We start from the raw sequence: 25,008 nt of genomic DNA, 5'->3' as shown, positions 1-25,008 counted from the left end.
CCTCCTCAAATTGTTTAGCCTTGGTAGCTATCGCGCCAGAACAGAAATTTACGTTCAATCACTTTAAAAAGAGAATCGATCAGCTTGCCGACAATAGCGAATATGATAATGCCGACAAAAATGATTTCCGTCTGGGAATTCTGCTTCGCTTCATTGATAAGGAAGCCAACCCCTGATTGTGAGCCGATTAATTCAGCGACGACAAGACCAATCCAAGCGACAGCCAGTGACAGCCGCAAACCAAGCAGAATGCTGGGAAGTGCCGCTGGTAAAATCAATCTTACTAGCTTTTGAGATGGACTAAACCCAAGCACACGTGCCACCTCGAACAGCTTGTTATCCACGCCACGAATACCGGCAAATGTATTAATATAGAGCGGGAAGAAAGAGCCGCTCATAATAATAGCCACCTTGGATACTTCTCCAAAACCGAACCAAAGGATAATTAGCGGCGCTATCGCAAGGTGCGGAACAAGGCGCAGCACCTGGACACTCGGGTCCAGTACGTACTCCGCGCTGCGAAACAATCCGGTTAATATGCCGAACAACAGCCCCAGAACACCGCCGATCAGAAAACCGATTCCCGCCCTGCCGATACTGACACCCAGATGGTGCAGCAGTTCGCCGCTGGTGAACAGTTCGCCAAAAGCTCTCGCAATGGATAACGGTGCAGGCAAGAACTCACCCGAGATCCACCCGGCGCTGCCAGCGAACTGCCAGACAGCCACAGTCACGACTGGGATCAAGGCACCAATTCCCAGATCAGACAGCAATGGTCTCCAAGCAACTCGAGATTTTCGGGTCTTCCTTTTGGACCAGATTGGTGCCGTTCCGCTATAATCATGGGCCTCTCTAACCGCTTTGGCCTGATTGATAATGATTTCTGCACTATCGCTCATACTACACTCCTCCTATCCTTGAAAGTTGCCCTTCCATCTCAGCAGCCTGCGCTCGATCAAGCGAACGACTGTATCGCTAAGCAGCCCGGCTGCTGCGAAGACCAGAATCCCCACGAATACCACCGGCGTGTCGGCAAACTGGCGAGCATCCGACATCATATAGCCGATGCCTGAGCTTGAAGCGATAAGCTCAGCCACCACTAGTCCAAGCCAGGACAATCCAAGCGACAGGCGTACGCCAAGAATGACATTTGGCAACGCTGCGGGCAGCACCAGTCTGGAGATCTGCTTCAGCCGGCTGTAACCTAGCACCCGGGTAACCTCAAACAGCTTGTTGTCCACACCACGGATACCTACGAAGGTATTGATATAGAGCGGAAAAAAGGCGCTTTTGGCAATCAGCAATACCTTAGATTCCTCGCCGATACCGAACCAAAGGATGAACAGTGGCACTACCGCAAGACTCGGGATCATCCGAATCATCTGTAGTGATGGATCGAGCAGCTTCTCCGACCTTCGGAACAGGCCGACCAGAAGACCCAGTAGCAGCCCAAGCCCCCCGCCAAGTGCAAACCCGCTAAGTGCCCGGACCGCACTAATTTTCAGATTAATCCACAGATCACCAGAAACAGCCAGATTCCAAAAAGACTCGCCAATGGTATACGGTGTAGGAAACAGCAATTCGGAGATGATTCCATAATGTCCTAATACCTGCCACAGAATCAGCACACTTCCCGGAAGCAGCAAGGCCAACCCCAATGTTGCTAACTTTCCTGGTCCTCTTGCTGTGTGTACGACTGCAGTGCTGTTGCTCATGAATGCTCTCCTCCTGTTCTTTACCAATCCTCTAAAGCTATAAAAAAAGAGACTCCCGAAAGTTGTTCTTCAGGAAGTCTCCAAGTGTATGGTCGACCTATAGTGATACTTCAGCGCTGATTTTTTGATTTAATGCTGCTTCAATGCTGTATTAATTCTACTTCCATACTGCTCTAATTCGCTAATTACCGCTCTACATTGCCCCATCGCTGCTTTTTCATGGCCATGGCTATTTTTCATAAGGTTTACAGAGGAAAGGAATTTCTGCCATAAAAGCTTGCTTCAGATTCCCGCCCCATCTGTAAGTTCCAATTCATCCACCTTCTCGAACTGATTCAGCACCCGTAAGCGCAGCTCCTGAAAGGATGAAGTCGTCTTCTTACGCGGATACGGTAGATCTATAGGTACAATCTGGCGGATTTTCCCTGGGCGCGGCTCTAGAATAACTACCCGGTTACCCAGGAAGACAGCCTCGTCAATATCATGAGTCACGAAGATCATCGTTGTTTTGTTGGTGCGCCAAATGTCCAGTAGTACCGATTGCATATGCGCCCGAGTGAAGGCATCCAGTGCCCCGAATGGCTCATCCAGCAACAGAATTTTCGGACTCCGCAGCAACGCTCTGGCAATCGCCACTCGCTGGGCCATCCCACCGGACAGTTCACGAGGATAGGACTTCTCGAATCCCTTCAGCTTTACCAGTTCAATCAGCTCATCCACTCTCTGCCGAACTTCATGGTTCCTTAGCGACAAATCGGAAGCGATATTCTTCTCTACAGTCAGCCAAGGAAACAGCCGATGCTCCTGAAAGATAAAGCCCTTATCAATCCCCGGTCCGCCAATTTCGCTACCCTCCAGAGTTACATTGCCCGTATAGCCGCTGTCTAGCCCGGCAATGATGCGGAGTAGAGTGCTTTTTCCACAACCACTGGGACCAATAACCGTAATAAATTCCCCTTGCTGGACATTCAGATCTACATTGTGAAGGGCCTGCACAGACCCGCCCGCCGTCTCAAACCGTTTATTCAGATTGGTTATGGATAATAAAGCCTCTCCCATCCCAGCTCCCCCTTTAATTGTGAGTGAAAAAATGGATCACCTCAAAACCATGCTTGCTTTGTCAAACAACGGACTCCAGAGGCTTTATTGCCTTTTGATCAAACCATTTCAGAAGATAAAGGACTCCAGAGACCTTAATGACAAGATTCTTGCTCAAAATGGGCTGTTTGGGATGAAATAGCGTCATTTGAGTCCGCTACATGTGCCAGACCAGCCTCATTTGAAAATAACGCCTATACGGTCCGTTAGCTCTCACGCGATGTGTAGTACCACATGTTAGCTGCTGAACTGGCTATTATGAAAATATTGTTCTGATACACTGATTTTATCGCATTGTTTGGATACCGCTGTTTTAACAAATTTGTTTTTACTAAGTGTTTTACGATGCTGTTTTGATGAGCTTGTTTTCACGACACTGTTTTATTAAGCTTGTTTTGATGATCGTGTTCTGCTGACGCTGTTTTATCGAGCCTGTTTGGCCAGATCGTTCTGGCTAGCGATCACTAAGACATTGAGCTAAAAAAACAGAGGTATCACGCTTCTCTTAAGCGCAACACCTCTGTTCTGAACAGTCGGTTATTCAATTAATTCAAAGTAAATATATTGGAATTTGTGTTTTTAAAATAGCATCTATTTAATGGGTTGTCAACGATTCTTTATGCGGATTTGCTTAAATCCTATCTCTCGAAGACATTGCTGAGCTTCACTGCTATAGAACTCCTTCGGAATCTGTTCTGAATAAAGTAAAAGTCCAAGACGCCTTATAAACACAGGATTCTTGGACTTTTTACCTTTACCTTTGTACTTCAGCTGGGAAAATTCGGATTATACCTGCGGCTGGCGTTGCATGGCCGATCTCAGGTAGAGCACCGCACAGCCGATGGATACGATGACGATGATGGACAGGCCCCAGTAAATATTGCTATAGGCCATGCCCATTGGCAGACTCTTTTGCATCGCCAGTGCACTGGCAGAAGCAGCAACCCCCATGGCTCCGCTGCAGAACTGCAGCAATTGGTACAGCCCCATCCCGGAGCCCATCTCGGCCGGCAGCAGAATACGGGAGATTTCGTTGGATACACTACTCGACAGAATTGTGAAGCAGGTGCTCATCAGCATGTAAATAAAGATGATAGCTACATACGAGCTTCCCTCAAATAATGCAAACAAGACAACGGCTGCCAGGAAGAACAACGGGATAATCCGCAGAATCGGGCTGTTGCCGCGAGAATCAATAAACCGGCCGACCCGCTGGGAGACAACCATCGCCAGGAACGAGCCCGGGAAAATCACCATACCTGCCTGGATGGCGCTTAGACTGTACTGTTTCACCAGAATCTGCGGCATCAGGAACAAGGTCGCGAAGCTGCAAAGATAAGCAGCGATACCAACTGCAGCCAGGATCAGATAGCGGCGGTTCTGGAACAAGGATGGCAGGACAAACGGTTCCTTAGCCGAACGAATCCGGACAGCGAACAATACAAGCGCTACAAGACCTACGACCAGACCAATCCAGGAATGATTCGTTAAAGCGATTAGCAGGCCTGTCGTGCCCGCGCTAATGAACAATGCGCCCAGGAAATCAAAAGACCCCTTCTGCACAGACTCTTTTGGAATAAAAATGACGAACAGCGGTACCAGCAGCACCGTAACTGCAGTAACTACAAACAACATATGCCAGCCTAAATACTCAACAATAGCTCCGCCAGCAACCGGACCCAGTCCAAGACCCATCGAGACAGAAGACATGGTTATACTCATCGCCTTGCCCCGGCGTTCAACCGGAATATAGCGGGAGTTCAGAACCATCGTCAATGCAAGAATTGAACTTGCACCAGTGGCTTGAACGAGCCTCACAATTAGAAGCATTATAAAGCTGTTACTGAACAGCCCTACTATCGCTGCAAGACTGAGCGACAGGATACCTATTATGAACAACCTGCGGATCGGTACAAAATCGGCAAGACGGCTGTACGTGATAGACGAGACAGCAAAAACGATCGAATAGCCTGTGACAATCCACGAAGTTAACGCAGGTGTCAAATGAAAAGCTTCAGCAACATCGGGCAGAGCCAGATTGAACATCATGGTATTCATGATGACCAGCACGATCGCTACACCTAGCAAAATGCCTACTGCCCGTTCATTTATCACAGTCGATTCCTGTCCGCCAGATGCGGCAGGGACTGGTTGTTTATTCATTTTCTCCACCATCCAATTTCTATTGTTCGATTATTATCGAAATTTGAAAATAATATAACACGGTTTGTGTTATAATGCAATCATCAGTAAAAAAAGGAGGTCCTCCCGTGAAGCTCTTATTTCATCCCGACCGGGCGGATATTCATTTATCCACGGTACTTAATGCATTAAGCGATCCTATCCGTCTATTAATTGTCTCTGAACTGTATCAAGTCGGTGAACGCACCTGCGGTGAAATTAACGTTCCTGTGGTCAAATCCACAGCGTCTCATCATATCAAGACTCTTCGGGAATCAGGTATTGTACATGTGCGTCCTCATGGAACACAGAGGCTCGTGGCCTTGCGGGCAGAAGACTTGAATCTCCGTTTTCCTGGTCTGCTATCTTCCATTCTCGAGGCTTTCGAAAATTCCGAAGAGAAAAGCAAGCTGTTGAACCTGAACAACTGATCACCCTATTCCACCAATAATATCAGTCATAAGATCATTCTTTACTAGTAAACCAATAAGTATAAAAAACAGCGTGCCGATAACCTCATCGACATGCTGTTTTTGGATTGCAATTGATCGGCAGGAAGATATACCCGATCCTTAGCCCTATCCAAGGAAACCGGACCTTTATCTATGTCCACGTTAGTTGTATTCTCTCTTCACGTGGCACTACCAGCCGCCGGAAAGCCAAATGTGATCACCGCGCCGCCCTCCTGGCGGTTACTAGCCTGTATCAGGCCGCCACAGCGCTCCACAATCGCGCGGGCAATGGCAAGGCCAAGACCCGACTCGCCATCTTTACCCTTAACGAACCGGTGGAACAGTGTTGGGAGCAGTTCCTGCGGGAAGCCAGGGCCATCATCAGTGACGGTCAACTCCACTTTTCCTTTTTCAACACGTCCTGTGATATGAATGTACGCCTTCGCATATCTAGCAGCATTCGTTACGATATTGAGCAAAGCTTGCAGCAGCTTATCACGGTCGGCCATGATGACCAGCGCTTTGTTATCCGGACAGTCAATGTTGAGCATCAGCTCTTTCTTCACCAGCAGCGGGTTGACACGCTCGGCCATCTCTGACAATAGCTCATTCAGGCTCACCTCGGAAGGCTTGAAGATATCCTCTTCGCTGTCTAATTTGGCTAGCAGCGTCATTTCCGTTACGATTTTCCCCAATCTGCCGCTCTCCTCCAGAATTACATCCAGGCCTGTGCGGACACTCTCACCTTCAAACACACCATCCCGGATACCCTCCGCATACCCCGCGATGGACATCAGAGGCGTTTTCAGCTCATGGGATGCATTCTGGAAAAACTGCTTCTGTACCTGGTTGAACCGATTCAGCTCTCCGGCCATTTCATATACGGTCTGCGCCACAGCACCTATCTCACCTCCGGCTCTGACCAGCTGTACATCGGTAAAATGCCGCTCCTTGACCTTCTTCAATTCCTGCTTCAAATTCATTAGCGGCTGGATTAGCTTTTTCGTAATGAACAAACTGAGCAGGAACAAAACCGCACCTACAATGAAGATTACCAGAATAAGTCGTCCCAAGAGCGCCTGCTCGATTGCTTTGATCTTGCTCATTGGTGTCAGAAGCGTTAGGGTCCCCTGTGGAATCGCGCTTACATCCATCACATAACGTCCATCTTTCCCATTCCATAGTTCCTGAAGACTGGACGTAACAGGTTTGAACTCCTGCAGCTGTGCAGGCATGACCGCTGAGAATGAGTCATCTGTTGATCGCAAGGAAGTTGCATTTAGTGGCATTGGGCCAGACAGCACTTTCCCGCTAGGATCAGTGACGATGGCTTCCACGCCAGCGTAATTAACCGGAATCGCGCTTACGACATCAAGGACTGTACCACTAATCGTCTTGCTCGGGTCCACATCTACTCCAGCCACATTTTGCAGGGTACCCATATCCTGAATCATTGCTGGGGTAAGATTCTCTCCCGCTTGGGATAAAGTCGCCGACATCGCCGTGCTTAATGTCTTGAGATCATCTTTCTGTGCCCCGATGAAATGATCCAGCAGCACATAATGAATCAACACCGCCGTGATCGAAAGAATCAAGGCCAACGATAAACCGAAGGCAAGATTAATCTGGTGAACGAGCTTCATCTCAAATCTCACTCCTGTCTGTACGCATACGGTATCCATGTCCCCATACGGACTCAACCGGTAATTCCTCTATTTTTTTGCGCATCCGTTTAATTAGATGATCGACTGCACGGTCGCTGCCGAAGTAATCGTCTCCCCAGACGAACGTCAACAGCTCGTCCCTTGTGAATGCCCGGTTCGGATGTTCAGCCAAGACTTTAAGCATAGCAAACTCCTTACTGGTAAGATCCACTTCCTCGCCATGCCAGATCACCCGTCTCTCCTCCAGCAGCAGCCTAAGCTCGCCGATCTCGATCCGTGAAGAAACTGCTTCACTAGGAGCTGTCCGTTCTTCTGTGTTCGATATTCGGACCCAGCGCTCCAGCTGCCGTTTGATTCGGGCGACCAGTTCGCGAGGGCTGAAAGGCTTGACAAGATAATCGTCGCTGCCCAGTTCAAGACCAAGGATTTTATCCACTTCATTATCCTTGGCCGAAATCATGATAATTGGAACCTCGCCCTCATTACGGATGCGTCTGCATAATTCATAGCCATCCATGCCAGGAAGCATAATGTCCATTACCCACATACTTGGTGGACTCATTCTATATAATGTCCAGGCATCCTCAGCATTCGCGAGCCCGATCGTTCGGTAGTTTTCCTTATGTAGATATGCTTCTATTAAGGTCCGTATATTCTCGTCATCGTCGACTACTGCGATGAGATAGTTGTTGTTCATGAAGTGATCCTCCTGTACGTTTTCTCTTTAGTAAGTATACCAAAGGTAGATAGAGCGTAAGGGCGTTGCCATTGTTTTTCCACAATTCAACCAATATTGTGCCACACTCCTCCTGTAAATTGGACACTGTAAGACAAACCAAACCACAAGGAGTGTTAAACAATGAACTACAGCCTGAAATTCAAAAATGTCGCCCTGTCCGCCCTGCTGATCTCCGCCATCTCGGTACCGGTTATCGCCAACGCCGACAGTGCTGCAACTCTTAAAGACACCAGAAACGTAACTAGCAACGTCCAACCTTTGAAAGCAACTACTGCGGCATTTACAATGGCTAACCCGTTAGAGCTGGCCAAAAAATACGCACCCGAAACAGTAAGCGAATGGGAAGCTGTGCTGGAAAAATACAAAGAAGTGCTGCCTATGGCTATTCTAGTAGATGCCTCTTCCTCTCAGACCGGTTCTGAGATTCCTGCGCTTCCCGCTCTGAAAGAAGGCGAAGCCGTGAGAGGCACGCTTAAAAATTTGGACGGCGTAAAAATTGAGCTGCCGGCCAAGTCTGAGACTACGAAGAGCAACCAAACGGCTGCGGCAAGCCCTAAAACTTCAGAAGCGGAAAAGCGGACATGGACCGGCGTTACAATTCCTGCTCAGGCTACAGACCTCGGTGAGATGAAAGTTATCGGTAATCTGGAAGGCGTTCCGGCAGAAAAAGCTGTAAAACTCGACGCTGCATTCCCGGTAGTCGCTATTGAAAACAATGCATTTTTTAACGCTCAGATTAATCTGAACGACGCTGTGGCTACTAAGGACGCTGCCAAAATCAAGAACGCTCTTGCCGAGCTCCTGAAGCAATATAAGGCAGAGGTTAAAGTCACTGGGTTGGAGAAAGCCCAACCTCAAGAATAAATTTCACTATACATTCCACGCATAAAAACATTACTATTCCCGGACATCCCCACTATATAGAATGACCGATTGTGCATGAACCAACAGGCCCCTTCCTAGGGGTCTGCTTTCTGCTGGTCCCAACACGATACACAGAAGGAGCTACCACTTTATGGATTTCCACCTCATTAAAAAGATTTTGCTCTCCCTCCTGCTGCTGGCTGCAGCCGCGCTTTGCTTCCTTCTCAGTATAGATAGCGAAGCCACTAGCCAGCGACCTGTTAACGCAGTTGTAGCCGTCGCAAAATCAAACTTAAAAGCCGAGCTTGTAAAAGGCAGATTCAGAGCTCAGTCCGGATTTTGAATATCGCTTCACCCCCAACCCTTCACCGCCCGAGCTTGTTTTTGTTTCGCTAAAATCGTATAAAAGCCCGTAAAACCTCATAACAATCTCATGTATGTCATTCATTCGGCATTTCATAAAGAGAGGAAGAGGAATTCATGAATCAGCATCCCTCCAAAGCTGCACATATTCCCCAACCCATCCGTAGTGATGGTGCGGGGAATGTAGACAATGGTCCGCGCGATATTCTACGGGATTTAGAGAATCCAGATATGTTCGTCCCCCCGGTTACCGATAATGGACTGGTTCCGAACCTGCGGTTTTCATTCTCCGATACCCACATACAGTTGAACCACGGCGGCTGGTCACGTGAAGTAACCGTGCGGGAGCTTCCGATCGCCACCACGCTCGCTGGGGTGAACATGAGTCTGACCCCGGGCGGCGTCCGGGAACTGCACTGGCATCAGCAGGCGGAGTGGGCTTATATGCTGCTGGGCCAGGCACGAATTACCGTAGTGGACCAGAACGGCAGAAATTTCATAGCCGATGTCGGGCCAGGGGATCTGTGGTATTTTCCACCTGGTATTCCTCACTCGATCCAAGGTCTTGACGCGGGCTGTGAGTTCCTGCTTGTATTCGACGACGGCCGCTTCTCCGACCTCAATACACTCTCAATCTCGGACTGGTTCGCGCATACGCCCAAAGAGGTATTATCGGCCAATTTTGGGGTACCGGAAAGCGACTTTCAGTCCATCCCTAACGAACAGGTATACATTTATCAGGATACCGTTCCAGGCCCCCTCAACAGCCAGGCTGTTGAATCACCGTATGGCCCCATCCCTTTGTCTTTCAAGCACCAGTTACTCGCACAACCTCCACTCAAAACCTCTGGGGGAAGTGTACGAATCGTGGATTCCTCTAATTTCCCCATCTCCAAAACCGTCGCCGCAGCACTGGTGGAGATTGAACCGGGCGGTATGCGGGAACTGCACTGGCACCCCAATAATGATGAGTGGCAGTATTACCTCTCTGGGCAAGGCCGGATGACCGTATTCGCAGGCAACGGCGCAGCACGAACGTTCGATTACAGAGCCGGGGACGTGGGATATGTACCTTTTGCCTTTGGACATTATATTCAGAATACCGGTGCAGAGAGTCTGTGGTTTCTGGAGATGTTCAAGAGCGACAGGTTCGAGGATGTATCGCTGAATCAATGGATGGCGCTCACACCTCCCCAACTTGTCGAAAGCAATCTGAATGTGGGTCCAGATCTGATAGCCAAATTGCAAAAGGTCAAACATCCGGTTGTAAAATACCCTCAGCATTGGCCAAACCCGTGATTTGCAGCCGAAAACCCTTGGAAAATCCTAATGAACTAGGCGTTTCCAAGGGTTTTTATGTTCAGCAATATTGAGATATATCCATTTCTAATCATTTTATCAATGCGCTTACATACATAAATGTGTTTTAATTAAAGAGACACTGCCAATCAATCCACAGTAAAGGAGAGTTCATACCGATGGAAATATCCTCTTTTTTGTTACCTAAAGATCAGGTTGCCTATATCACCTCCTCAATGTCCATGCTGGAAGCGCTGGAGAAATTGGAACAGCATCATTACACAGCGATCCCTATAATTGATGCCGATGGGAAATATGTAGGAACTCTATCGGAGGGTGACCTGTTGTGGAAGCTGAAGCGAACGCCAGGACTAACGTTTGAAACCATGCGTGAGGTGCAAATTAGCGATATCCAAAGGCATGTGCACAACGAGAGTGTATTTGTAAGAGCACAAATGGAAGATATGTTAACTCTGGCTGCCGATCAGAACTTTGTTCCTGTAATCGACGAGGACGAAGTCTTCATCGGGATCATCCGTCGAAAAGATATCATCGAATATTATACAAGCAATATCACAGATTAAAACACAAATACCCCCGGTCCCTCTTCACACTAAAGTGAGGTAGGCCGGGGGTATTGTATGGTTAAGGAATTACAGTTCTGTCAGAATAATCGTTCCTTGTGGCGTGATCGCCAGGGTATGCTCGTATTGTGCAGACAAACCGCCGTCAATAGTGCGGGCTGTCCAACCATCTGCATCCACCTTCGTACGGTAGCTTCCGGTATTCAACATAGGTTCAATGGTAAATACCATACCTTCTTTGAGGCGAGGCCCCTTCCCTGCGGGACCGTAATGCGGCACCTCTGGGGCTTCGTGCATCTCCGAACCGATTCCATGACCAATAAAGTCGCGCACCACCGAATAGCCGCTGGTTTCAGCAAAAGTCTGGATCGCATGTGCTACGTCCCCGATCCGATTGCCTGCCACCGCCTGCTCAATGCCGCGGAACAGCGATTCCTTCGTGGTATCCAGTAACTTTTGCGCTTCATCGCTGATGGTTCCCACTGCGTAAGACCAAGCCGAATCAGCTAGCCAGCCGTTCAGGTTCACCACCATATCGATTGTCACAATATCGCCTTCCTTCAAAGGCTCTTTCTTAGGAAAACCGTGGCAAATCACATCGTTGACCGATGCACAGGTCGCATAAGGATAACCATGGTAGCCTTTTTGTTCAGGCGTTGCTCCTTGGGACAGGATAAACTTTTCTGCAAACTCATCAATCTCCCAGGTAGTAATACCGGGCTTAATAATTTGCGCAATCTGCCGATGGCATTCGGCAAGAATCTTGCCGGCAGCCCGCATCTTCTCGATCTCTTCCATCGTTTTGATGATAATCATATATTCGCCTCTTTTTTGTACAGAACTCATTACTGATCATAATGGCTCTTGGTATGGTTAGTACTCCCCTTATATTATGAAAGAAAAACGGAAGAAATCCAAATTTTTTATGATTACATGTAAAACAGCTTCTATTTAAAAGCGGAAATAACGGGATGTTACGAGGATTCGAGGAACTTTCTTTGGATTAACACATAAGATATTAAAATCCAAAAGTAAAGGGATGTTTCTCTTGCCTCTAGAAGATATTCCCAACCTTACGCCTACCGTCCTCATTACCAGAGATGAAGCGCTTAACCTATTACTATCATCGATAGCGATTGAAGAATTAGGATTAGGCCATCTCATTAATGCCGAAGCGGAAAAAATTCAATATGCCCTTGGAACACTACCAGGGCTGACTAATCCGCCCTCTATAAGCGAACTGATTGCTATTAATGACAGTGTTCAAAATACTATGCAGGAAATCATTAAGAAAGAGATTCTCCTCGTGTTTAAAATGAAGTGCATCTTGGCGGCCCCTTCTTTAGTTGGTCCAACTGGACCGACCGGCCCTACGGGCCCAGCTGGTGGACCGATTGGGCCTACTGGGGTTACGGGGGCTATTGGGGCTACTGGTGCGACAGGTGCCACTGGTGCTAATGGCGCTGCGGGCGCTACGGGAGAGACAGGCGCTACTGGCGCCACTGGTGCGACGGGGGCTACCGGCGCCACTGGTGCGACGGGGGCTACCGGCGCTACGGGAGCTACTGGCGCTACGGGCTTCACTGGCGCCACGGGTTCCACTGGCGTCACGGGTTCCACCGGCGCTACTGGCGCCACGGGTTCCACCGGCGCTACTGGCGCCACGGGTTCCACCGGCGCCACAGGCTCTACTGGCGCCACGGGTTCCACTGGCGCCACGGGCTCTACCGGCGCCACAGGCTTGACTGGCGCCACGGGTTCCACTGGCGCCACGGGCTCCACTGGCGCCACAGGCTCTACCGGCGCCACAGGTTCCACTGGCGCCACGGGTTCCACCGGCGCCACAGGCTCTACCGGCGCCACGGGTTCCACTGGCGCCACAGGCTTGACTGGCGCCACGGGTTCCACTGGCGCCACAGGCTCTACTGGCGCCACGGGTTCCACCGGCGCCACAGGCTCTACCGGCGCCACGGGCTCTACTGGTGCCACGGGTTCCACCGGCGCCACGGGCTCTACTGGCTCTACTGGCTCTACGGGCGCTACGGGCGCTACGGGTTCCACAGGCGCCACTGGTGCGACAGGCGCAACTGGCGCTACGGGGGCGACGGGCGCTACTGGCGTCACTGGTGCTACCGGCGCCACAGGCTCTACTGGCGCCACGGGCTCTACTGGCGCCACGGGCTCTACTGGCGCCACGGGCTCTACTGGCGCCACGGGCTCTACTGGCGCCACGGGCTCTACTGGCGCCACGGGCGCTACGGGAGAGACAGGCGCTACCGGTGCCACTGGTGTGACAGGGGCTACTGGAGCGACAGGGGCTACGGGCGCCACGGGTACTACGGGCTCTACCGGCGCCACGGGTTCCACTGGCGCCACGGGTTCCACCGGCGCCACAGGTTCCACCGGCGCCACAGGTTCCACTGGCGCCACGGGTTCCACCGGCGCCACGGGCTCCACTGGCGCCACAGGCTCCACTGGCGCCACAGGTTCCACCGGCGCCACAGGTTCCACTGGCGCCACGGGTTCCACTGGCGCCACAGGTTCCACCGGCGCCACAGGTTCCACCGGCGCCACGGGCTCGACTGGCGCCACAGGCTCTACTGGCGCCACGGGTTCCACCGGCGCCACAGGCTCTACTGGCGCCACGGGTTCCACCGGCGCCACGGGTTCCACCGGCGCCACAGGCTCTACCGGCGCCACAGGCTCTACCGGCGCCACGGGTTCCACCGGCGCCACGGGTCCCGGGGCGATCATTCCGTACGCATCGGGTACACCAATCTCTATGACAACTATTGCTGGCGGGTTAATCGGCTCAACAAGCCTTGTAGGCTTTGGTAGCTCTGTAACAGGTGTCAGCGCTGCAGGTGGGAGCATCGATTTGACCGGTTCTTCAGGCACTCTGCTTAACTTTGCGTTTCAATGCTCCCGGCCCGGCACAATTACGAGCATAGCCGCCTTCTTTAGCACAACGTCCGGACTTTCACTTGTCGGCTCATCGATTACAATTACAGCTCAATTATATAGGTCAGCTACCCCCAATAATTCCTTTATACCGATTCCTGGAGCTAGTGTAACTTTAGCCCCTGCACTCACAGGAATTGTCCCTACTGGTCAGATTAGTAACGGGTTATCATCCGGTTTATCTATAGCTGTTGCAGCCCAGGATAGCCTGCTCATGGTCTTCTCCTCAACTGCTTCCGGTCTAAGCCTGTTGAACACCATTGGTGGATATGCTAGGGCAGGTGTCACCATCAGCTGATACATTTATAATATTAGGATCTTCCAATGATCCTTTAACAATAGAGCTGGTTCAAAGATCTCAATAGATCCGTGAGCCAGCTCTGTTTTGTTTTTTTTACATAGTAATTTTCAAAAAAAACTCATATTTAAGCATCTACAGTATAGAAATTACAATAATACTCTTTACTCTGTAAAACCCTCAAAGGAGATGCTAAAATGACTACCGTATCGCTTTGCATGATTGTTAAAAATGAAGAAAAGAGCATCGAACGCTGTCTGGCAAGCGTGAGGCCGTTCGTGGATGAAATGATTGTCGTCGATACAGGTTCGACAGATCAGACGATACAGCTCTGTCAGAGTGCTGGAGCACAGGTTTACAGTTATGAATGGAATAATCATTTTGCAGAAGCCCGTAATTATAGTCTGGAGCAAGCGACCGGCGATTGGATTCTATGGATGGATGCAGACGAGGTACTGGATGTATCTGCCGCTGGAAATTGGAAGGAACGGTTGACGGTGGCAGACGTGCCGTTGTTTAATGTTCACTTAGTAAATTATATAGGTGAAACTCCTGACCCCAATGAGACATTTCATATTGCACATACCCGGTTATTTCGCAACAAAATCGGACTGCGTTTTATATACCCTATTCATGAAACGCTAAATGTCGAAGAGATATTGATTGGGGAAAAAGCCCCCCGCAGCATCGAGCAAATCGAAGACCTGTTCATCTACCACTATGGCTACCTTCAGCCCTATGTCACAGCCAAACAAAAAAATGAGCGGAATCTAACGCTTCTGCTTCAGGAATGGAATAGCGAGAACAGCAATCCCTGGACGGAATACCATCTAGCCAGTGAATATTATCGGACTGGTCAATATGAGCAAGCCTATAATTTTGTGAATTTGTCCATCGCCCGTTTTTTGAATAGCGGTAAATTACCGCCTTCCTTGCTATACAATCTGAAATACTCTTGCCTGATTATTGTGGATAGTCTGGAGAACGTTCCAACAGGCATTGATAAAGCCATTAAGCTGTACCCAGACTATATCAATTTGCATTTCTATAAAGGAGTCGCCTTGTTCAAAAGTAAAGAATACTCATCGGCTATAGAACTATTCGAGCAATGCATTCTCATGGGAGAAGACAATATCAGTCACTTGATTTTAAAAGGTTCTGGCAGCTTTCACGCCTGGTATTACAAAGGCAAATGTCTGGAACAATTGGAAGAGCCTAAACTCGCTGCTGAAGCTTATGAAGAAGCGTTAAAGCTCTATCCGAACTACACGCTGGCCCAAGAAGCGTTAGCCCAACTGGTCGTCTGAATTCTGCTCTCATCAAAATATAAGCGGTCGTTAAAAAACAAAGCTCCGGCACATTGCCCGGAGCTTTGTTAATTCCACTGTCTATTCTATCTTTCTATACGCTATGAAAATTAAGCCCTGACGTTACCGCCTTGACATATCCGGCGCGGATGACAAAGTCGCCAAAGTGCTCGCCCGTATGACGTTCTTTGGCATAACGGTGAAGCATCGGCGTAAGAAGCGAAAGAATCTCATCCTCGCCGATATTTTCCCGGTAAATCTTGTTCAGCCGATCGCCAGTGAAGCCTGCGCCCAGGTACATATTGTATTTGCCCGGTGATTTGCCGATGAACGAAATTTCACCCAGTGCCGGACGGGCACAGCCATTCGGGCAACCAGTCATCCGAATAACAATTTCCTTGTCACGCAGACCTGCCTCGTCAATCACCAGCTCCAGCTTATCGAGCAGCAGCGGCAGATAACGCTCGGCTTCCGCCATCGCCAGACCACAAGTCGGGAGGGCCACACAAGACAGAGAGCTTCTCCGCAGTGCCGAATGATGGGCACCATCGGTCAGCCCGTATTGCTGAACCAACTCCATAATCTTGCGTTTCTTCGCTGTAGTGATGTTGGCAATAGTCAAATTCTGATTCGGGGTCAGCCGGAAATCTCCGGTATGGATCTTGGCAATTTCCCGGAGGCCAGTCATCAGCTCATAGCCTTCCTGATCATGAATCCGTCCGCTCTGCACGTAGAGTGTCAGGTTCCAGCGGCCATTATTACCTTTTATCCAACCGTAACGATCGCCGTTATGCTCAAAGTTAAAATCGCGTGCCCCCTCCAGCTGCCAACCCAGCCGATCATGCAGCTCTTCTGTGAACCATTCGATGCCGTGACGGTCGATGGTGTATTTGAAACGGGCGTTCTTACGTACGGAGCGGTTACCATAGTCACGCTGAATCGTCACCGTCTTCTCAGCGACATCAATCATCTGCTCCGGCTTGCAGAAGCCGATAACCCGGCCAAGCTGCGGATAAGTGCTAGTATCGCCATGGGTCATTCCCATCCCGCCGCCCACAGTGACATTGAAACCAACCAGCTTATTATCTTCAATAATAGCGATGAATCCCAGGTCCTGCGAGAATACATCTACATCGTTAGAAGGCGGTACGGCCAGGCCAATCTTGAATTTACGCGGCAAGTAAACCGGACCGTAGATCGGTTCTACCTCCGGTTGGTCTGCGAGGCTGTCCACAACCTTTTCCCCGTCCAGCCAGATCTCATGATACGCCGGTGTGCGCGGAGACAGATGATCGCTGATTCGTCTTGCCCATTCATAGACCTCACCGTGTACATCCGACTGATAGGGATTAGGGTTACTCATGACATTACGGTTCACGTCACCACATGCCGCCAGCGTTGTCATCAGTGAATCGTTGATGCTCTTGATCGTCTTTTTCAAATTCCATTTCAGAACTCCATGCATTTGAAAAGCCTGTCTCGTCGTTATCCGTAGTGTGCCATTGCCGTATAACTGGGCTAGTCTGTCCAATTCCAACCATTGGGCCGGTGTCGCCACCCCGCCGGGAGCTACGACCCGCAACATGAACTGATAGGCCGGCTCCAGCTTTTGCCGCTCCCGTTCATTGCGCAGATCACGGTCATCCTGCATGTAGCTGCCGTGGAATTTCAGCAGACGGTTGTCATCCTCCGGCAAGCCCCCGGTTATCGGATTCTGCAGGGTCTCCACCAAGGCGCCCCGTAAATAATTGCTCTCACTCTTTATATGTTCAACATCGCTTGGCGGACCGCCAATAGGCGTTACCGATAATTTATTCGCCAATGCTGCCATCTCCTCTCGCAGATCATCCCGGTGTCCTCTTTGGACCCTGTATATCAATATACATCACGCTGATAGCGCTGCTCCTGCTGCATCTGCTCTAGATAAGCGGCAGCATCCTCGGGGCTAAGCCCGCCTTCCTGCTGAATAACCGTGATCAGTGCAGTATGGACGTCATGGGCCATATGCTTCTCGTCACCGCAAACATAGACATGTGCACCCTCTTGCAGCCATTGATACAGCTCGTGGCTTTTCTCCAGCAATCGGTGCTGAACATATACCTTCTCTTCTGTATCACGGGAAAATGCCACGTCCAGCTTCGTCAGTACACCGTCCTTCAGCATCCGCTGCCAATCGGTCTGGTACAGGAAGTCCGTCACAAAGTGACGGTCTCCGTAGAACAGCCACGATTTCCCTTCAGCACCAAGCTCCTCTCGCTCCTCCAGGAAGGAACGGAACGGCGCTACGCCCGTACCCGGTCCAATCATGATAATCGGAGCGTCCCCACTAGCCGGGAGCTTGAAGTTGGGATTGTTTTGGATGTAAATCGGCAAAGTATCGCCCGGCTGCACCCGCTCTGCGCAATGTACGGAGCATACACCATACCGCTCCCGGCCATGGGTCTGATAACGTACAGCACGAACGGTGAAGTGGACCTCGTCCGGATTCGCATTATAGCTGCTTGCAATGGAGTACAGACGGGCTGGCAGCTTGCGCAGGATTGGTACAAAGCTGCGGGCTGGTGCCTCCCAAGGCCCGAAGTCTTGAACCAGATCCAGCAGATCACGCCCATGGATATATTCTTTTAGCTCCTGCTTGCGTTCAGGCGACAGAAGTTCCTGAAGCCCGGTGCCTCTGGAAAACTGTACCGCCTGCTCCAGCAGCGGCTTGGTCAGCACTGTTATCTCATAATGATATTTGAGCGCATCTAGCAAAGCGCCTTCGTCACCCTTTTTATTGAAAGGAACCGTCTCTTCCGCTTTCCAACCGAAGGCTGCGATAATCTCGTCAACCAGCTGCGGATGATTCTCAGGATAGACTCCAAGGGAGTCACCCGGCTCGAACTGCAGATTGGAACCGGCAAGTGACAGCTCCAGATGCCGTGTCTCACGATCTGAGCCGCGTCCGTTCAGATTAATATTCTCAAGAATTTCAGCCTGAAAAGGATTGCTACGTGAATATTGCGATGGATCTTGCCCTGGCGCCTGGTCCGCTGCCTTTACGGCTTCCGTAGCAATAGCGGTGGGATGAAGACGTTCTTGAAAAGATTGCAGTACACCTTCAATCCATTCCGCTACCGGCTCATCATAATCCAAATCGCAATCTGTACGCGGGTACAGGCGCTGTCCTCCTAGCTCCTCCAGACGCTGGTCGAAGTCCTTACCCGTCTGGCAGAAAAATTCATAGGAAGTGTCTCCCAACGCCAGAACTGAGAAGCGTAAATGCTCAAGTCCCGGTGCTCTCTTGCTATAGAGGAATTCATGAAGTGCCCGGGCATTATCCGGTGGCTCTCCTTCGCCATGCGTGCTGACCAGAACCAGCAAATTCTCCACTTTCTTTAATCCATTCGGCTTGAAGCTGTTCATAGAAGACAGTGTGACCTGGAATCCCTGCTCCTCCAGCTTGCGGGACAGGCTGCCGGCCAGCCGCTGGCAGTTGCCTGTCTGTGAGCCGAACAATACTGTCACCTCTCGGGAAATGGACTGCTGACTGATCGGGGCAACACTCTCTTCGACCAGAACAGGCGGAGATGACAAAACCTCAGTTGCCGGCACTGCTGCCTGGAGAGCAGACAGGTAGCCGCTGAGCCATACTTGCTGCGAAGGCGTCAAGGTTGGCAGCAGACGATTGAGTAGCTCTGCCTGCTCCGGGGTAAACGGACTGTTAGTGACTTGTAATTGCAACAATATCCACCTCTCCTAAACAAGAAATCTTGCTCCGTATACAGGGCTGATACAACCCTATATCCTCACATCATGGATTCAGGCTAACACATTAAATGGAAACGGGCAATGAACTGTAATTCCGCTATTTTTTGTATAATCATGCAATATTGCCTATTAATCGCCAAAAAACGATCGAAATCATAGTAAATCACCCCGTTTTCCCCTACTTCATTACAATAAGTAATAAGTTGTATTAGATAAATTGATAAACGAAACTAACAGTTAATACCTCCAAAATAAAAAAAGGATAGGCTGAGGCCTACCCTTGTTCGTGCAAACTAAATTAGTTTCATCTATATATTAGGACAAGTTCATTATTCAGCGCTGGTAAAAGTACTTTTGTTCGCTGCCAGTACCGCCTTCAAGCTAATGGGTGCTTGCCCTGTCAAATCTTTAACAGTCGTTGTGACTTGGTCATATTCGCCTTTGGAAGAAGCCGTCTGGAACGAAGCAAATACTTGTGCCGCTCCATTAGGCAGTCCGGCAGCTTCATAGATGCCTACCAGCTGCTCCGTAGTCAGTGGAACGAATGTAATGTCTTGACCGGTGAACTCACTGGCGATTGCAGCAATTTCTTCGCCTGTCAATGCTTCTGGACCCGATACATCCAGCGTCCGATGTCCCGAGAAGGAGGATACCAGTGCAGCTGCCGCAGCATGAGCGCAGTCTTCACGTGTAACATAGGCGGTCGCGCCGTTACCGGTAGCAGCTGCATATTGCCCGGATGCTGCCGCTTGCTGCAGCGCAGGAATCAAACTATGGGTATAGAGGTGATTACGGAGAATAGTGTAGGACAAGCCGCTACTCTTGATCTTCTCTTCCGTAGCGTAGTGATCTCCTGCCAGAAGACAAGCTGTACCCGATTCTGGGTTAGGTAGCGAGGTATATACCAGATGCTCCACACCCGCTTGAACTGCTGCTTCGATAGCATTGAGATGCTGCTGCACACGCTGGCCGGGAACATCAAGTGCATCGGTGCTGATCAGCAATAGTCGTTTAGCTCCGGCAAAAGCTTCGGGTAGACTCGCTGGCTGGTCAAAGTCCGCCTGACGAACAATTACTCCACGTTCCGCAAGACCGGACAGCTTCTGCGGATCACGACTTGTAACAATAATTGGGCCCTGATGATGCTCAAGTAGCCATTCGATGGCCAATTGCCCCAGCTGTCCGTTTGCACCTGTAACCAATACCGCTTCATTTGTTTGACTCATACTCTATTCCTCCCGAGTGGTGGTTTAATCACTAACTTGTAATCATTATAGTTACAGGTTTGTACATTGTCAACTCTATTCAAAAAAGAGAAGCCCCCCGCTGATTTATTCCAAATCGGCTCAGGAGACTTCTCTGATTAATGATATTAAAATACGTTTTGATTCACATAATCCGCTTCAACTGACCTACAATCATATAACAAAGAACCAGTACAACCCCCGCATTGATCGCTACATCCGCAATATTAAGAATGCCGTTACTGCGGCCGAAAACCAGAAAGTCTGTTACCTTGTTGAACAGCACACGGTCTATAGCATTACCGATCGCCCCGCCGACCAGAAATCCAGCAGCTGCATTCAGCAGATGACCACGAATCTCGCCTTTACGACGATAATAAAAGATAGCGGCGACAAAGCCTGCCGCAACGATGACAAAGTATCGACCATAGCCCTGAAAGGAGCTGAACGCTGCACCACTATTTTCATAGAAGGTGAATTTCAGGAAATGGGTCCAGAACGGGATCGTCTCCCCAACCTCCATATGGGTGCGCACCAGCCATTTTGACACTTGATCAACAAGAATTACGAGTGCAGATATCAAATAAAAAATCACCGGTTGCCAGCCTCCTTTTAACCCTTAATTTAAAAACCAGGTCTTGCCCTGATGTGCTATCTATAAACCTAATCGTAACCCGCCTAAAAAACAAGCCTGTCCATTACTTTAGCACAATTGCAACGCCGTTACTCATCATTAGGGCTCGCCATTTAGGGCGAAGATTCCTTTACTAATCAACAATCTTTTGTAATCATCAAACTTTGGCTTCATCCGTTTCTCACCAAAAAAAGACAAGCCCCATCAGGACTTGTCTTCTTCCTTCTCCGGAGTATTGTCCGGAAACAATACTTCACCGCTGGCCTGTCTAATCTTCACAATCTCTTCGAGTGTCTGCGACAACTCGCCAGGCGGATACGGCTTGGTAAGATATTTTTGGATAACGTTATTAAGTGCGTTTTTATCCGATTTATCCAGGGCCGAGGATATCACCAGCGGGATCGTCTCGGTTCGCTGATCTTCCTTGAGCATACGGATAAGATCCCAGCCATCCAGTTCGTCACCAAGCATCAGATCAATTACGATAGCTACGAACGGCGTCTTCAGCGCCTGATCAAACGCTTTTTGCGGATGGTAGTGATGGGTGACCCGGAAGCCCTTACCCTTCAGTTCCTCCGACAACAGCAGCGAGAGGCTGTAATCATCCTCCACGATCATGACATTGGGCTTAGCTTCCTTGTCCGGATTCCATCTGCCCCCGTCTTCTTCGTATTGCTTTCGCTCGGAGTAGAGATTCGGGAGACTGAACCAGACCGTAGTTCCTTTGCCCTCGACAGATTCGATGCCGATCTCACCCTTCTGCTTGTCGATGATCTCCTTACAGATAGCGAGGCCTAGCCCTGTTCCGCCAATACGCTTCGAAGCGCTATTGTCTACTCTTCTGAATTTCTGGAATAAGTGTCCGATCTGATCCTTCGGAATCCCTAGACCATGATCCTGAATTCTGACCACGATTCGGTCTTCCTCATTATGCAAGTGAACATTCACCTCATTGCTGTCTGGCGAGAACTTGATGGCGTTACTCAGCAGGTTCGTGAGCACCTGAATGATTTTGTCTCTGTCTACTTCCACTTCGGAATTAAATGCTTCGTCTACCAGTAGCACATTATGTGAACCTAGCTTGTATTGGTCCAGTACACCCAGCACAATCTCACTCAGGTTCGCAGATTCTGTAGCATAGTGCTGCTTGCCAGATTCCATACGCTGAAGATCCAGGAAATCATTGATCAGTTCAGTTAATCGCTTCGCTTCCTTGTGAATCGTCTCCAGATATTTCAGCTGCTTCTCCGGCTTCATCGTTCTGGCCAGCAATAGCTCGGTGAATCCCAGTACGCTTGATAACGGTGTTCTCAGCTCATGACTGACCGTGCTGACCAGTTCCGATTTCATCAGGTCCAGCTCATATTCCCTTGTAATATCACGATGTACAAACAAGGTGCCAATTCGTGCATCCCGCCGGAACACCGGTATAGCATATACATCAATATGCTTCACTGACTCGGTTCCGATCGAATACCGCATACTGGCCGATTCCGTCGTCTCTTCATCCAGTGCATTCTGGAAGAAATCGCGGAGGTCGTTCGATTCGTTGGCAGCCTGCATGAAATGGGACATCCACTCTTCTTTTGATGAATGACCGCCTTCAGTCCATCTGCTGTAATCAGTCATTTGACATAACGCTTTATTAACATGGAGCACTGTACCTTCGGCATCTACGAACTGAATCCCTTCATTCACATTGTTGACGATGTCCTGATTCAGTTTCCGGGCATGCTCGATTTCTTCATACATGAACAACCGCTCAATAGCCAGTGACACCCGGTTCATCAGACCCTGGACCTCATTCAGCTCTTCATCACTAAAGGATAGACCGATCCGGCTGCCGCAGAAGATGGCTAGTATCTCATCCTCGGCATTGACTACTTTCGTATAGAAATCATAACAATACAACTGATTCGGCGCGATTCCCTGTTCTGCTTCGGTAGCCGGGCGTTTAATGACATAGGCGCTTTCTGTTTGCAAACGGTGCAGCATCTCGCTGCAGTGGCTTTGCACATAACGCTCGATTCGGTCCTCAGGAATACCTTTGGCCGCATAGATTGTATCTTTGGCAAGCAAAAAGAAGCTTGAATCAAAGGAATAAAGCCGGTTCATAAATTGTAAGAACTTTTCGGTAAATTCATTTTTGTTAAGCGTATAGGAAATATCATGATTGAGCTGATTGTTGAGCTCCAGCATGGTCTTCGTCTGTTCCGTTGCCTTGAGCGTCAGCGCGAGCTGCTGCTGAATACTCTTCAGTGAAGTGATGTCGCTGGCAATCAGGATATACTGATAGATAATGCCTTCACTATTGAGATAAGGAACGATAGTCAGGTTCAGCCAGGTCGTGGCACCGGACTTCGTTTGCAGCCCGACTTCGTGGGTCCAGACACCACCACTTTTCAGTTTACGATACATTTGCTGCATGTCTTGCGCCAACATATCTGGCATCTCGAAGAGCTTGTACGTAAAACCAATAATCTCGGAGTTTCGGTAGCCCGTATAACTGCTCAGATTGTCATTGGCATACGTAAAGACACCTTTTGCAGAGAGAATACCCACAGCTGCCGATTGATCCAATGCCTTCATCATACTTTCAATTTCATTAAGCGAGCGCTGCAGCCTATTCTGCTGATCATGAAGCTCGTCCTGCTGGGCGTGCAGCTCTTCATTCTGCATCATCAATTCTTCTTCTTTATCCTGAATGCTGTGCGCCATATCCAGGAATGCATTGTACAGACGCCCAATCTCATCCTTCTGGTGCATAGTACCGAGCAGAATTTGTTCCCCGGCTGCCAGCGAATGAGTCGCCTCTTCCAGCTTCAAGATGGGTACAATCAGATTCCTGAGAATTCGCCAAACCAGCAGAGTGAAGAATAAGAGAATCGCCGTACTGAACAGAAAAGCAACCACCGTAAACTCATTAGCCTTGTGAATGGAGTTCTTGGCCATCTCATTCAATGCAATGTCCGCACGATGTTGATATCCCTTCGTGTAATCAAGAAATTCATTGACTTTAGCCGTAGTGCTCTCTCCCGAGTTCGCTCTAAGCGCTTTATAATTGCCTTCTTCTGCCAGTTTAAGCGCTCCTGGCAGGAGTTTGTATTTGTACTCGGTGTAAAAAGCCTTTAGATCATCCCGATACTTCGCTTCTTCTTTTGACAATGTAAGCTGAGAATAGTCTTTCAACACACCGTCAAAATCACGGAGTGCCTGATTCAGCAGCAGCAATTCATTTTCATTGTTCAGCGCGATATATCCTCTGGCCCGCAGAAAGATCTCATTAAGATTATCCGCGAGTTGATTGATCGTCTGCGTCTTCTTGTGCAGTGTCTCCCTGTTGGAGTTCAGCTTCTCCTGTTCTTTGTTGATATACAGGAAAAAGGCCATGCCACACAAGATGATCAGCGCGAACACAGTCGCAATGATGCGAAAATATCGGTTCTTCAGGCTGGTGCTTCCGAAGCGGTTCTTTTGGGTCACTTCAGGATCCCCTCCACGACTTGCAACAGCTCTAATGGGCTGAACGGCTTGGGCATGAAGTAGCGCACACCTGCCTCAATCGCCCGGTTGCGGTCCACTTCCTGTGCCTTCGCGGTCAGCATCAGAACCGGGGTACTCTGTTTCTTCTCATTATCCAGCTGTCCGAGCACCTCGATCCCTGTCATCTTCGGCATCATATAATCCAGAATGACCAGATCATACGTATCTTCTTCCAGCTTTACTAGCGCATCCTCACCGTTCTCTGCTGTATGGATCTCCACGTCCTCCAGATCCTCTAACGTGTCCGTAATCAACATGCGCAATACTTCTTCGTCGTCTACCACCAATACTTTTTGCATCCTAACCTCCACT

At 49.5% G+C, this 25,008-nt stretch carries 20 protein-coding genes; 7 read left to right on the top strand and 13 right to left on the bottom strand.

Annotation, left to right across the window (positions count from 1 at the left end):
* Window positions 1-14 precede the first annotated feature (14 nt).
* The 4 genes from AC3Y23_RS04785 to AC3Y23_RS04770 form a co-directional block, all read right to left on the bottom strand.
* Window positions 15-899, bottom strand: a complete 885-nt coding sequence (locus AC3Y23_RS04785) for an ABC transporter permease (RefSeq protein WP_379196215.1) — start codon at window positions 897-899, stop codon at window positions 15-17.
* Between the two features lie 12 nt (window positions 900-911).
* A complete protein-coding gene (locus AC3Y23_RS04780) occupies window positions 912-1,715 on the bottom strand; it encodes an ABC transporter permease (RefSeq protein ID WP_379196213.1) in 804 nt (267 codons plus the stop codon).
* Window positions 1,716-1,997: 282 nt separating this feature from the next.
* On the bottom strand, window positions 1,998-2,774 hold the full coding sequence (locus AC3Y23_RS04775; RefSeq protein ID WP_379196211.1) for an ABC transporter ATP-binding protein: 777 nt from the start codon (window positions 2,772-2,774) through the stop codon (window positions 1,998-2,000).
* A gap of 825 nt (window positions 2,775-3,599) precedes the next feature.
* The gene (locus AC3Y23_RS04770; RefSeq protein ID WP_379196209.1) at window positions 3,600-4,976 is read right to left on the bottom strand and encodes an MFS transporter; all 1,377 of its coding nucleotides are present in this window, start codon (window positions 4,974-4,976) and stop codon (window positions 3,600-3,602) included.
* A 107-nt stretch (window positions 4,977-5,083) separates the two neighbouring features.
* On the opposite strand from AC3Y23_RS04770, the gene AC3Y23_RS04765 reads away from it, so the two are divergent.
* Window positions 5,084-5,425, top strand: coding sequence for an ArsR/SmtB family transcription factor (locus tag AC3Y23_RS04765; RefSeq protein ID WP_379196207.1), 342 nt, complete (start codon window positions 5,084-5,086; stop codon window positions 5,423-5,425).
* A gap of 200 nt (window positions 5,426-5,625) precedes the next feature.
* Here AC3Y23_RS04765 and AC3Y23_RS04760 read toward each other — a convergent pair whose 3' ends face one another.
* Both AC3Y23_RS04760 and AC3Y23_RS04755 read right to left on the bottom strand, forming a co-directional pair.
* Window positions 5,626-7,089, bottom strand: coding sequence for a sensor histidine kinase (locus AC3Y23_RS04760; RefSeq protein WP_379196205.1), 1,464 nt, complete (start codon window positions 7,087-7,089; stop codon window positions 5,626-5,628).
* Between the two features lies 1 nt (window position 7,090).
* Complete coding sequence (locus AC3Y23_RS04755; protein WP_379196203.1) at window positions 7,091-7,807, bottom strand: response regulator transcription factor; 717 nt, start codon at window positions 7,805-7,807, stop codon at window positions 7,091-7,093.
* A 162-nt stretch (window positions 7,808-7,969) separates the two neighbouring features.
* On the opposite strand from AC3Y23_RS04755, the gene AC3Y23_RS04750 reads away from it, so the two are divergent.
* From AC3Y23_RS04750 to AC3Y23_RS04735, 4 genes are all read left to right on the top strand, one after another.
* Entirely contained in the window at window positions 7,970-8,713 is a 744-nt protein-coding gene (locus tag AC3Y23_RS04750; protein ID WP_379196201.1) for a hypothetical protein, read from the top strand.
* A 151-nt stretch (window positions 8,714-8,864) separates the two neighbouring features.
* Window positions 8,865-9,056, top strand: coding sequence for a hypothetical protein (locus tag AC3Y23_RS04745; RefSeq protein ID WP_379196199.1), 192 nt, complete (start codon window positions 8,865-8,867; stop codon window positions 9,054-9,056).
* 137 nt (window positions 9,057-9,193) lie between these two features.
* Complete coding sequence (locus tag AC3Y23_RS04740; protein WP_379196197.1) at window positions 9,194-10,375, top strand: oxalate decarboxylase family bicupin; 1,182 nt, start codon at window positions 9,194-9,196, stop codon at window positions 10,373-10,375.
* Window positions 10,376-10,554: 179 nt separating this feature from the next.
* Entirely contained in the window at window positions 10,555-10,959 is a 405-nt protein-coding gene (locus tag AC3Y23_RS04735; protein ID WP_379196195.1) for a CBS domain-containing protein, read from the top strand.
* Window positions 10,960-11,028: 69 nt separating this feature from the next.
* Here AC3Y23_RS04735 and map read toward each other — a convergent pair whose 3' ends face one another.
* A complete protein-coding gene (gene map / locus AC3Y23_RS04730; protein ID WP_379196193.1) occupies window positions 11,029-11,775 on the bottom strand; it encodes a type I methionyl aminopeptidase in 747 nt (248 codons plus the stop codon).
* 232 nt (window positions 11,776-12,007) lie between these two features.
* On the opposite strand from map, the gene AC3Y23_RS04725 reads away from it, so the two are divergent.
* Both AC3Y23_RS04725 and AC3Y23_RS04720 read left to right on the top strand, forming a co-directional pair.
* Complete coding sequence (locus AC3Y23_RS04725) at window positions 12,008-14,218, top strand: exosporium glycoprotein BclB-related protein (RefSeq protein WP_483874835.1); 2,211 nt, start codon at window positions 12,008-12,010, stop codon at window positions 14,216-14,218.
* 197 nt (window positions 14,219-14,415) lie between these two features.
* Window positions 14,416-15,525 carry a glycosyltransferase gene (locus AC3Y23_RS04720; protein WP_379196191.1) on the top strand — a complete coding sequence of 370 codons (1,110 nt, stop codon included), beginning with the start codon at window positions 14,416-14,418 and terminating at the stop codon, window positions 15,523-15,525.
* Window positions 15,526-15,619: 94 nt separating this feature from the next.
* Here the strand turns inward: AC3Y23_RS04720 and cysI are convergent, their stop codons facing one another.
* The 6 genes from cysI to AC3Y23_RS04690 all read right to left on the bottom strand — a co-directional run bounded on the left by cysI (window position 15,620) and on the right by AC3Y23_RS04690 (window position 24,995).
* Window positions 15,620-17,347, bottom strand: coding sequence for an assimilatory sulfite reductase (NADPH) hemoprotein subunit (gene cysI, locus AC3Y23_RS04715; protein ID WP_379196189.1), 1,728 nt, complete (start codon window positions 17,345-17,347; stop codon window positions 15,620-15,622).
* 53 nt (window positions 17,348-17,400) lie between these two features.
* Complete coding sequence (locus tag AC3Y23_RS04710; RefSeq protein ID WP_379197094.1) at window positions 17,401-19,248, bottom strand: assimilatory sulfite reductase (NADPH) flavoprotein subunit; 1,848 nt, start codon at window positions 19,246-19,248, stop codon at window positions 17,401-17,403.
* A 356-nt stretch (window positions 19,249-19,604) separates the two neighbouring features.
* Window positions 19,605-20,501: an SDR family oxidoreductase gene (locus tag AC3Y23_RS04705; RefSeq protein ID WP_379196187.1), complete on the bottom strand. Its 897-nt coding sequence runs from the start codon at window positions 20,499-20,501 to the stop codon at window positions 19,605-19,607.
* Between the two features lie 163 nt (window positions 20,502-20,664).
* The gene (lspA, locus tag AC3Y23_RS04700; RefSeq protein WP_379196185.1) at window positions 20,665-21,114 is read right to left on the bottom strand and encodes a signal peptidase II; all 450 of its coding nucleotides are present in this window, start codon (window positions 21,112-21,114) and stop codon (window positions 20,665-20,667) included.
* A 243-nt stretch (window positions 21,115-21,357) separates the two neighbouring features.
* Window positions 21,358-24,636: an ATP-binding protein gene (locus AC3Y23_RS04695; RefSeq protein WP_379196182.1), complete on the bottom strand. Its 3,279-nt coding sequence runs from the start codon at window positions 24,634-24,636 to the stop codon at window positions 21,358-21,360.
* Window positions 24,633-24,995, bottom strand: a complete 363-nt coding sequence (locus AC3Y23_RS04690) for a response regulator (protein WP_379196180.1) — start codon at window positions 24,993-24,995, stop codon at window positions 24,633-24,635. Before AC3Y23_RS04690 ends, AC3Y23_RS04695 begins: the two co-directional genes overlap by 4 nt.
* Window positions 24,996-25,008 lie beyond the last annotated feature (13 nt).

The sequence above is a fragment of the Paenibacillus sp. MAHUQ-45 genome (genome assembly GCF_058133325.1).
The sequence above is the reverse complement of the archived record's forward strand: the minus strand, read 5'-3'. Positions and strand labels throughout refer to the sequence as shown.